The sequence below is a fragment of the Bowmanella yangjiangensis genome, from assembly GCF_017255015.1.
Classification (GTDB): Bacteria; Pseudomonadota; Gammaproteobacteria; order Enterobacterales; family Alteromonadaceae; genus Bowmanella; species Bowmanella yangjiangensis.
The window spans coordinates 1-453 of record NZ_JAFKCS010000589.1 but is presented as its reverse complement, the minus strand read 5'-3'; the positions used below and the strand labels follow the sequence as shown (position 1 = coordinate 453).

The window sequence follows — 453 nt, the reverse complement described above, 5'->3', positions numbered from 1 at the left end:
AAGACTTATGCCACAGACCGTGCGTCGCTGCCCACCGCGTCTGCCGCCGAATGTACGCACCACAACGGAGCCTGGCACGCACCAGCCCCCTGCGCACGCACCAGTTCGACTCACGCCGCGCTCAATTTGCTTCACTGCACTTCTGTCTTAGACTGCGACGACTTCATGCAAGGACGTATGCCATGCCCCTCCGCTCCAGTCGCCTGTTCCCCGTCGGCCTGCTGGTTCTGACCCTCAGCCCGCTGTTGCAGGCGCAGGACCCGTTGCTCGACGCCCTCGAGCGTGCCGAACCCACGGGCGCCGAACGCCAGGTACGCGGCGTACTGCGGGCACGCGACCAGGCCGTGCTCTCCAGCGAATTGCCGGGGCGCATCGTCGAGATGCCGTTCGCCGACGGCGAGGCCTTCGCCAAGGGCGATGTACTGGTGCGTTTCGATTGCAGCGCCTACCAGG

General features: G+C 66.0%; 1 pseudogene. It reads left to right on the top strand.

Annotated elements, in window-relative coordinates:
• Window positions 1-182: 182 nt before the first annotated feature.
• Window positions 183-453: pseudogene (locus tag J0A65_RS25800) on the top strand (hypothetical protein); the annotation flags it as partial.